This window comes from Streptomyces sp. 351MFTsu5.1, from assembly GCF_000383655.1.
GTDB classification, from domain to species: Bacteria; Actinomycetota; Actinomycetes; order Streptomycetales; family Streptomycetaceae; genus Streptomyces; species Streptomyces griseorubiginosus.
This window is the reverse complement of the sequence record NZ_KB911790.1, coordinates 172,916-182,830: the sequence shown is the minus strand read 5'-3', so window position 1 is coordinate 182,830 and position 9,915 is coordinate 172,916. Positions and strand designations below refer to the sequence as shown.

General features: G+C 66.3%; 6 protein-coding genes. 3 read left to right on the top strand and 3 right to left on the bottom strand.

Annotation, left to right across the window (positions count from 1 at the left end; translation table 11 throughout):
• The first annotated feature begins 737 nt into the window (after nt 1-737).
• Nucleotides 738-5,489, top strand: coding sequence for a LamG-like jellyroll fold domain-containing protein (locus H295_RS0131010; protein WP_020139233.1), 4,752 nt, complete (start codon nt 738-740; stop codon nt 5,487-5,489).
• Between the two features lie 144 nt (nt 5,490-5,633).
• Here the strand turns inward: H295_RS0131010 and H295_RS43720 are convergent, their stop codons facing one another.
• The gene (locus H295_RS43720; RefSeq protein ID WP_020139232.1) at nt 5,634-6,608 is read right to left on the bottom strand and encodes a tyrosine-type recombinase/integrase; all 975 of its coding nucleotides are present in this window, start codon (nt 6,606-6,608) and stop codon (nt 5,634-5,636) included.
• A 60-nt stretch (nt 6,609-6,668) separates the two neighbouring features.
• Nucleotides 6,669-6,881, bottom strand: coding sequence for a helix-turn-helix domain-containing protein (locus H295_RS0131000; RefSeq protein WP_028809909.1), 213 nt, complete (start codon nt 6,879-6,881; stop codon nt 6,669-6,671).
• Nucleotides 6,882-7,011: 130 nt separating this feature from the next.
• Between H295_RS0131000 and H295_RS0130995 the strand changes: the two genes are divergently transcribed.
• Together H295_RS0130995 and H295_RS0130990 are read left to right on the top strand one after the other, a co-directional pair.
• Complete coding sequence (locus H295_RS0130995) at nt 7,012-8,262, top strand: IS256 family transposase (RefSeq protein WP_020139230.1); 1,251 nt, start codon at nt 7,012-7,014, stop codon at nt 8,260-8,262.
• 5 nt (nt 8,263-8,267) lie between these two features.
• The gene (locus H295_RS0130990) at nt 8,268-8,708 is read left to right on the top strand and encodes a HEAT repeat domain-containing protein (protein WP_106960983.1); all 441 of its coding nucleotides are present in this window, start codon (nt 8,268-8,270) and stop codon (nt 8,706-8,708) included.
• A gap of 250 nt (nt 8,709-8,958) precedes the next feature.
• Here the strand turns inward: H295_RS0130990 and H295_RS0130985 are convergent, their stop codons facing one another.
• Nucleotides 8,959-9,558 (bottom strand): site-specific integrase, encoded by a 600-nt coding sequence (locus H295_RS0130985; protein WP_078616798.1) that lies wholly within the window; start codon nt 9,556-9,558, stop codon nt 8,959-8,961.
• Nucleotides 9,559-9,915: the final 357 nt, after the last annotated feature.

Here is a 9,915-nt window from a genome sequence, read left to right as displayed (position 1 = left end):
TCGTATGGGGCTCACGCATCTATGCCGTGCCGCGTGATCGCTCGTCCGCAGACAAAGAACTACCTGAATGCGCAAACTTCAAGAATAAGGAGCCGGTAAAAACGAACCGTGAAGAGCCGAGGAAGCAGAACATAAGCGTCCATATCGGCCATGCCTACGCTGTGATACAGGTCACAACACTCCCACGACCAGGCGCAACTACTCGTACGGTGACGCCCGTTCCCACCACCCAGTGCCACGCCAGCCGATCCTGCAGACCCCAGGAAGCCACCCATATAGACCGTCAAGGCAAGCCCAAAATTGCTTTACGAATACATGGCCCATCGCCGGCATTTCAATGATTGCCGCCGAAAAGACGCGCCGAAATTTTCATCAGCCTCAAGATTCGAGGAAAGAAAGTGCAAAAGAATAGGCGGACCCGTTTGCCCCTGTCATGGGCACGCCGGATGGTCGTCGGCGCTGCTGCTCTCGCGGTCACCGGGGCCTGGAGCGTTCCCGCTCTCGCCGACCCCGCTGGTTCATCGGAGCGCGCTGTCGCGCCGCACGCAGCGGCCAAGTCATCTGCTTGGCTGAGCGAAGACCAGGCGTTGGCCAGGGCACACTCTACGGGCAAGCCGGTCTTGGCAACGGCTGCCACGACGGACTCCTCCACGCTGACCGCAAATCCGAACGGCACACTGACGCTCAGACAGACAGTGGCGCCAGTACGCCGATTGGTACAGGGCAAGTGGAAGAATTTGGATCCCACCCTGGTCCGCCACGCAGACGGCACAATCTCCCCGAAGGTCACCACCGGCACGCTGTCCCTGTCCGGTGGCGGCACGGGTGCACCGCTGGCGAGCATGCGGGCAGGCAGCGGATCCCTGGCCGTCTCGCTCCCTGCAGCGTTCGCCCTGCGCACGCCCACCCTGTCCGGTGCGACGGCGACCTACCCGGACGTGCTGCCTGATGTGAACCTCGCTGTGACCGCTCAGGACACCGGCGGGTTCAGCGAAGTCCTCATCGTCAAGAACGCCGCGGCCGCCGCGAACCCCGCGCTGGCCGGTCTGAACCTGTCCACCAAGGCAACCGGGGTCACCCTGACCAGTGACCCGGCCGGTGACATCACCGCCAAGGACCGCGCCGGGCGCACGCTGTTCGCCGCAACTGCCCCCACCATGTGGGACTCCACCCGGCCCGCTGCGAACACGCCCAAGGCGACTGACCCGCATACCGGTCAGACTGTGGACAGGCGCAATGGCGCCCCCCTCTCCTCCAGTCCCACATCACCAGGCGACGCCGCCCACAAGGCGAGCCTCAAGGCCGCCTATCACGCGGGCCGCATCAGCCTGTCACCTGACCACAGCCTGCTGACGGGCAAACACACTGTCTACCCGGTCTATATCGACCCCACCTTCACACCCTCTGGGCAGACTGACACCGTCCAGGCATGGGCGTTCGTCGACAGTGAGTGGCCCGACACGGCCTTCTGGAAGCCCGCGGCTTCTACCCCCGGTCCGCTTCATGTCGGTTACACCGACTGGACCTCCGACGTCTCCACCAACCGCGCCTTCTACCAGACGAGCATCCACAGCAGTGTCTGGGGCGCGCAGGACGTGATCGACTCTCATATCTCCTTCTATGAGAACTGGTCGGCTTCCTGCACCGCCGAAGCCGTCGACCTCTACTGGACCGGATCGATCACTTCGAGCACGACCTGGAACCACCAGCCTGCGCGGCTCAAGTCCCTGGGCTCCCAGTCCGTCGCCCACGGCTGGTCCACGTCTTGCGGTCCCGCGGACGTCACCTTCGACATCCAAGATCTCATGAAGCAGGCCGCCGGCAGCAAGTGGTCCAAGGCCACCTTCGAGCTGAAGGCCGCTGACGAGGGCAACGATCTGGCCTGGAAGCAGTTCAGCAAGCAGGCCACCATCACGACCACCTACGACCACAAGCCCAACACTCCGAGCTCGCTGACCACCAGCCCCGCCACGAGCTGCACCGCCACGACACCCACTTCGCTGGGGCTGGGCGACGTGACCCTGCGCGCCGGGGTGTCCGACCCTGACGGCACCACCAGCGGCCTTACTGCGAACTTCACTCTGAAGAACATGGCGAGCGGCAGCACGTATACGCGGGCGATCGACGCCACCAGCGGGACCACAGCCAGTACCGCCTTCTCTCACACCAGCACCTCAGGGCCCTTCCAAGCCCTGACTGCCAAGACTGAGTTCGCCTGGTACCTCACTGTCACCGACCACGATCTGACCAGCGACCAGTCGACGACCTGCCACTTCTACTACGACCCCACCGCCCCGGGCGCTCCCACCGTCAGCCCTGACACGTCATCGTCCACAACCCCGTGCCCGGAACTCACGGATAGCCCCTCGGGCGGCAGCATGTGCACTGTGGGCACCTCCGCGAGCTTCACCATCACAGACACCAACACCACTACAACGCCCGGCAGTTACCGCTATCAGCTCAACGGCAGCAATCCCGTCAGCGTCACTGCTTCAAGCACCAGCCCCTACAGCGCAAGCATCTCGCTGAAGCCGACCACCCAGACCAACGTCCTGACCGTCACAGCCGTGGGCGCCAGCGGTAACGTGGGCGATACCTACAATTACCTCTTTATCGCCCAGGCCCCCGCCACCGCCACCAGCGACGACCTCAACGGTGACTCCAACGCCGACTTGCTGACCGTCGGCGGCAAAAACTCCCTGCCCGCCGGCCTCTGGCAGGCCACCGGCAACGGCAGCGGAAAGCTCAACCCCGCCGCACGCAACATCGGCATCGACGGCAACGGCGTCTCCACCGCCCAGACCGCCACCTCCTTCACCGGCACCCAGGTCATCACCGGCCACTTCTTCACCGGCAACGGCTTCAACGACGTCCTCGACTACAGCTACAACACCTCCACCGGGGCCATCCGCGGCGAGATCCTGCGCGGCCAAGGCGACGGCACCGACCTCCAGACACGAGCGGACGGCAGCGACCACACCCCAATAGCCGATTCCACGGCCACATTCGCATTCACCAACACGACCTTCAACGACGACGGCACCATCACCAAAACCATCACGCCGGCCACCTCTATCGCTAGCGGCGGCAGCCTGTACAACACCGTCAACGGCAATTCCGCCACCGGCTATCCAGACCTGCTGCTCCTGATCAACGGCTCGCTCTACGACGAGTCCACCTTCAGCGGGCGAGGCAACTACGTGGGTACGGACCAGGCCACCGACCTGGCCGACTACAACCCCTATTGCCTGGCCCAGAACACCAGCACCACCACCTGCACGACCGGCTGGAGCGGCTGGACGATCACCAGCACTCTCGACGCAAGCGGCCTGCCGCAGCTGTTCGCCCGTGACGCCAGCACCGACACTAGCGACCCCTCACATGGCCAGCTGTGGTATCTCAGCCCCGCCAATCTCCAATCCCTGACCTACGACACCCTGTCCAACGGTGCCACCGACACCACCCTTGCCTCCGTCGAGGCCGCCAGCAGCGGCTGGGACTCCGTCAGCCAGCCCACTCTTCAGGCCGCCGACATCAACAACGACCACTCCCCCGACCTTTGGACCATCAGCAGCACCGGCACCGCGACCGCCCATGAGATGACCCTCCCCGGTACCACCGCCAGCTTCACCACCCTCGCCGGTCAGGCCCTGAGCACCGACACCCACGACTGGCCGCTGAACGACTACGACACCACCGCACTCACCGCCGACGACACCGCGACCAGCGCGATCCCCCTCACCGGGACCAGCGGCGTCACCGCCCCGACCGGCGGCCTGTTCGACCCCGACATCCAACTCGACTCCGCCGACCACGACTACCTGCAGGGCAGCAAAGCCCTGGACCTGACCAAGTCCCTCACTGTCTCCGTCTGGGCCGACCCCACCGCCTACGGTGGCGCCGTGCTCTCGCAGAGCGGCAGCGCCGACTCCGGCATCCTGCTCCTGGCTACCACCGGCGGCTGGCAGTTCAGCCTCAACACAGGCTCCGGCACCGCCTGGACCTTCGACACCATCACCGGCGGCAGCGTCCACCTCGGCACCTGGGCGCACCTGACCGCGACCTACGACAAACCCACCGGCGTGATGAACCTCTACGTCGACGACGTCTTCGTCGCCACCGGAAACCACACCGCCCCCACCACCGGTGCCAGCGGCAACTTCCAGCTCGGCGACGCCCTCAACGCCTCCGCCCGTACCGACTACTTCACCGGTGAACTCGCCCGCGTCCGCACCTGGACCGGCTCGGCCGTACCACCAGCCCAGCCATACACCCCGGCCGGATACCACCAAGCCGTCACACCCACCCGCATCCTCGACACCCGCAACGGCACCGGCATCACCGGCACCGGCATCACCGCCGGTGCCAGCACCGTCACCTCCGACTCCGTCACCCACCTCCAGATCACGGGCGACAGCGTCACCTCACCCGTCAGCGGCGCCCTCACCACCGTCCCCGACTCGGTCACCGCCGTCGCCGTCGACGTCACCGCCACAGGCGAGAGCGACACCGGCTACGTCACCACCTACGCCGACGGAACCCAACGCCCCATCACCTCATCCACCAACTTCGCCGCCAACACCACCGCCACCGGCTACCAGATCGTCCCGGTCGGCAACGACGGCAAGATCGACCTCTACACCCACATCGACAGCGCCGGCGGCACCACGGCCCTGATCGTCGACCTCACCGGTTACTTCACCAGCGACGCCACCGCGCCCGGAGACCAGACCTACACACCGCTGACCAGCGCCATAAGGGCCCTGGACACCCGCTCCAGCATCGCCCACACCAACCTCACCAGCACCGGCACCGTGGCCGTCGGCACCAATTTCACCCTGCAGATCACCGGCCAGAACAACATCCCCGCCACGGCCACCGCCGTAGCAGTCAACCTCGCCGCCGCCAATGCCGCAGGAGCCGGTTACCTCCAGGCATACGCCACCGGCTACGCCCCCACCGCCGACACCAGCCTCAGTTTCACCAGCGGAAACACCATCGCCTCCCTGTCAGGCGACGTTCCCATCGGCACCTCCGGGACCATCACCATCTCAGTCCACGGCAACGCCACCGCCGTCCTGGCCGACATCTCCGGCTACTACACCACCACAACCACCGGCCAGAAATTCCACACTCTCAACCCCACCCGCCTCGTCGACACCCGCAGCGGCATCGGCGGAACCAAGGGCGCCGTCGCCGCAAACGGCACCTACACCCTCACCACCGCCACCACCCAGCAAGTCACCACGGCCACCACCCCCACCCTCGCCGCCATGCTCACCGTCACCAACACCGCCAGCGGCGGCTACGCCACCGCCTACCCCACCGCCATCGGCAAACCCGCTACCAGCAACATCAACTGGGGCACCGGCGACACCCTCGCAAACCTCACCCTCACCCCCACCGACACCAACGGACAGATCAGCATCTACAACAACAGCTCCGGAAGCACTGACTTCATCGTCGACTGCAGCGGCTACTACACCTGACACACAGCACTGACACTGACGCTGAAGGGCCAGCCTCTCCAGAGGCCGGCCCTTCGGCACAACGGCCGCTGGTCGCGTGCGACGACCAGTCACAACCGCCTCCACGACCCGGCGCCGTTCCGCGCATATACGCCTTCGCCCTGTCTACAGAGGACAGGGCGAAGGTCCGTTCATACGGCAATGACGAGCGGGGTTTCCATTCGCTGCCAGGCTCCAAGGACAGCCTTGTGGGCATCCGGCTGGAGGTGGGCGTAGCTCGCCGAAGTGGTAGGCGGCCTCGACGGCGGGCCACCAGGTCTGGCGGCGCCAGTTGCTGTCGGCGAGCAGGCGCCCGGAGCGGCCCTTGGTGATGGTGGTGAACACCACCGCGTCGCGGTCGAGGCGGTGGATGTGGCGTTCGAGGGCCTCCAGGACGTGGGGCGGGAGTGGGACTTCACGGCGGCTCTTGGAGCTCTTGGGGTACTCCTTGATGCCGCTCTTGGTGTTGACCTCCACCACGAACAGGCGCGAGCGCCGGGTGTCGATGCGGTGGCGGTGCAGGCCGGAGAGCTCGCCCCAGCGCAGGCCGGTGTAGAAGCCGAGCAGGCACATCGTCCGCCAGGCGGGGGCGAGTCCATCGAGGACGCTCTGCGCCTGGTCGGGCGTGAACCACTGCGGCGGCTTGACCGCGATGGGCGGCAGATCGATGCTGCGGCACGGGCTCACCGCGATCACATCGTCGTCGACCGCCGCACGCATGATGGACGACGTCAGGTTGTAGGCCCGTTTGATCGCGGCAGGGCCTGCGCCCTTCTCGACCAGGGAGCGGATCCAACTCTGGACGTCCATACGGGTGATAGCCCGCATCTCCCAGTCCGCCCAGTAGGGCATGACGTGGTTCCTGATGCTGGACGCGTCGCCCCGCAGGGTGTGGGGCTCGACGATGCGAGCGTTCCACCATCGGTCGTGCCATTCCTGGAACGCGATTTCGCCGGCCCGCGGGTCGCGCATGCCTCCGCGGGCGAACTGGGTCTCCAGCTCGATGCCCCAGGCGCGCGCCTGGGCCTTGAGAGGGAAGGATTCGCTGAACCGGTCTCCGGCCCGGTTGCGTACGGTCGCCTGCCACTTGCCGGACTTCAATTTGCGCAGGTACGCGGTACTACTCCTTGTTCAACGGGGACTGTGCCCACATCGCCAGGGTCAGCGGCGGATGGCCGGCGACAGAGACTTGACGGCGCGGCGGCTGATGAACTCGTCGAGACCGGCCGCGGGGACCCGCACGCGGGATCGCCCCGGTCCGGTACGGAGGTCGACGACAGGCAGATCGCCGGCGGCGATGAAGCGGTAGACGGTGCGGCGGTCGACGTCCAGGGCGGCGGCGACGGCGGGAATGGACAACAAGCGTGCAGGCATGGATAGGGAGCAATGCTCATGACTTGTGGATCGGTGCGGGGAGGGACGCGGAGGGCGTACCTTCCCGAATGATCCTGTGATGGTCACCGAGTAGGCCCGCGTTCGCAGCGCGGGTCGGGAAGGCACGCCCGTGCTCAGCGTAGTCACCGACAACGGCTCCACCCAGTCCGGCTCCCTGATCGACGAGATCGTCCGCGAGGGCGCCCGCCGCATGCTGGCCGCCGCGCTGGAAGCGGAAGTCAACCAGTACATCTCCGAGTTGGCGGCCGAAACCGACGAGCGGGGGCATCGACTGGTGGTCCGCAACGGCCACCACCGGTCTCGGACCGTGGTCACCGCGGCCGGCCCGGTCGAGGTCACCGCGCCTCGCGTGAACGACCGCCGCATCGACGACGAGACCGGCGAGCGCAAGCGGTTCTCCTCGAAGATCCTCGCGCCGTGGTGCCGCAAGTCGCCGAAGATCTCGGAGGTACTGCCACTGCTCTACCTGCACGGATTGTCGTCCGGGGACTTCGTTCCCGCGTTGGAGCAGTTCCTCGGCGGCGCGGCCGGGCTGTCGCCGGCGACGGTGACCCGGCTGACGAAGCAGTGGCAAGACGACCATGCCACCTTCCAGGACCGGGACCTGTCCGACCGCGACTACGTCTACGTGTGGGCCGACGGGGTCCACCCCAAGGTCCGGCTCGGCCAGGCGCACTCGTGCGTCCTGGTCCTGCTCGGCGTCCGGCTGGACGGCACCAAGGAGCTGATCGCGCTGGCCGAAGGGCTGCGGGAGTCCACCGAGTCGTGGGCGGACCTGCTGCGTGACTGCCGCCGCCGGGGCATGCGCGACCCGGAGCTGGTGGTCGGCGACGGCGCGATGGGCCTGTGGAAGGCCCTGGCCGAGGTGTTCCCGGCCGCCCGCCATCAAAGGTGCTGGGTTCACAAGGCCCGCAACGTCACCAACGCCCTGCCGAAGTCCGCTCACCCGGGTGCGACGAAGGCGATGCAGGAGATCTACAACGCCGAGGACCGCGTGCACGCCGAGAAGGCGATCGAGGCGTTCGCCAAGACCTACGGCACCAAGTGGCCCAAGGCCGTCGCCAAGATCACCGACGACGCCGAGGAACTGCTGGCGTTCTACGATTTACCGGCCGAGCACTGGATCCACCTCAGGACCACCAACCCGATCGAGTCCACGTTCTCCACTGTCAAGCTCCGCACGAAGGTCACCCGCGGTGCCGGCAGCCCGGCCGCGGCCCTCGCCATGGTGTTCAAGCTCGTCGAGTCCGCCCAGGCGCGATGGCGCGCGGTCACCGGCGCCCACCTGGTGCCGCTCGTCCGTGCGGGAGCCCGGTTCGAGAGCGGTGTCCTGGTCGAGCGGTCCGAGGTGGCCGCGTGAAGGATATGTCCGCTGCACTCGAAGCTCTGACTGACCGCGATCCGGACCGGCGGGACGTCGCCGCCGCCTCGCTCGGGGATCTCCTACGCGGCACCGCCCTCGACGCCGATACGGCCCGCCTCGTCGTCGGGCGTCTGGTCAGTCTGACCGTCAACGAACCCGTCACCCGGGTTCGGGAGTCCGCTCTGAACGCGGTCAGTGAGGCGTTCAACCACCACCGCCTGCCCCTTGACCTCGTCAAGCCGCTGGCCGCTGCCATGTCGACGATGGAGACCGAGACCCTTGGCCACACGATCTACATCCTCGGTGCCACGCACGCCCCCAAGGCGCTACCGATGATCGAGCCTTTCCTCAGCCACCCCGACCAGGACGTGCGCGAGGAAGCCCGCCTTGCCGCAGCCGAGATCACCGCGTCAAATCCAGAAGACACCATCCACAACTCTTGACGATTGCTCGGATAGGTCCTTGACGACGGATGCGGGATAGGAAGCTGGGCGAGTTGGCAGCCGGGCCATCGGCCGGTCCAGGACGAAGGTCAACCAGCCCCGTCAGGAGAGTGGGACCTCGCGTCACGGCCCCCTCCGCAGGGAGGGGGTTCACCATGTGACGGCGTCGATGCCGTAGGGACGGGCGAGATACGGGGAACGGGAAGTGTGTGGCGCCCGCGCTGTGGACGTCAGTCACGCACGGGACCATTCACCGTTCGAGCGAGTCCGGCAGGGCCACGGTCTTCGCCGGATGATCCTCCGAGTCGGTTCCGGCATCCTCCCGCTCGAAGCAGTACGGGTAGCGATGCTCCAACCAAACCGGGGTCAGGCCGGCCAGCTCGGCAACCGTGAAGGACGAGATGCCCAGCCTCAACCACGTCGCGAGGCAGGACTCACGGAGGATGGAGAAGGGCTCCCCCAGACGCCACGAGTACAGCTCGTCCCGCGGAACTGCCTCTTGGGCCTGCTGCCACACCCGCTGGCAGACGGAAACCGAGAGCCGCCCGCCGCGCCTTCCGGGAAACAGCAGATCGTCCTCCCGCAGACCAGCCCAGCTGATCCACTTACGCAGGAATTCAACGAACGAGGGCTGAAGGGGAACCTTCCTCGCTACTCCTCGATGACGAACTGTCAACTCGCCCCAGCCGTCCTCGGAGAGGATCACATCGCGAACTCGCAGAGCGCGAGCCTCGCCTGGACGCAGCGCCTGTTCGGCCACGGTGAGCATGAAGGGGTACACCGAGCGATCGGCGACAGCGTGCCCACGCGAGCAGCGATTGAACCTGCCCTGCGGAAAGCAACCACTCATCTTCCATTACGTCGACAGACACAGCTCTGAACTCCTCAGGAATAGGGACGGACACGCGCTACGTGGGGATCTGCGTGACAGGTGTAATACTCCGGACGATCCCCGGTTTCGGTAACCGGGGATCCCGTGCTATAAGGTAAACGGCCTGGGCACTCACGGGATCGGGTTCACGTCGAGAAGGATGAGCAGCACGTGGCCGCGCTTTCCAACAACCGGTCTAGGTTGACTTGCTCTCGACCGTCTATTCCAGTCCGTTCCGGCCCCAATGTGTCTGCCGTCGGCGAATCCCCATGACGCTCGCCGACATCGCGGAGTCCACCCCGCACGGACCGGCCTGGTACCGCCAAAACAGCAGAA

Excerpts from the sequence above, each read along its gene's own strand:
- H295_RS0131000 (WP_028809909.1), bottom strand. The coding sequence starts at position 6,881 with ATGCCTGCACGCTTGTTGTCCATTCCCGCCGTCGCCGCCGCCCTGGAC.
- H295_RS0130990 (WP_106960983.1), top strand. The coding sequence starts at position 8,268 with ATGTCCGCTGCACTCGAAGCTCTGACTGACCGCGATCCGGACCGGCGG.
- H295_RS0130985 (WP_078616798.1), bottom strand. The coding sequence starts at position 9,558 with ATGAGTGGTTGCTTTCCGCAGGGCAGGTTCAATCGCTGCTCGCGTGGG.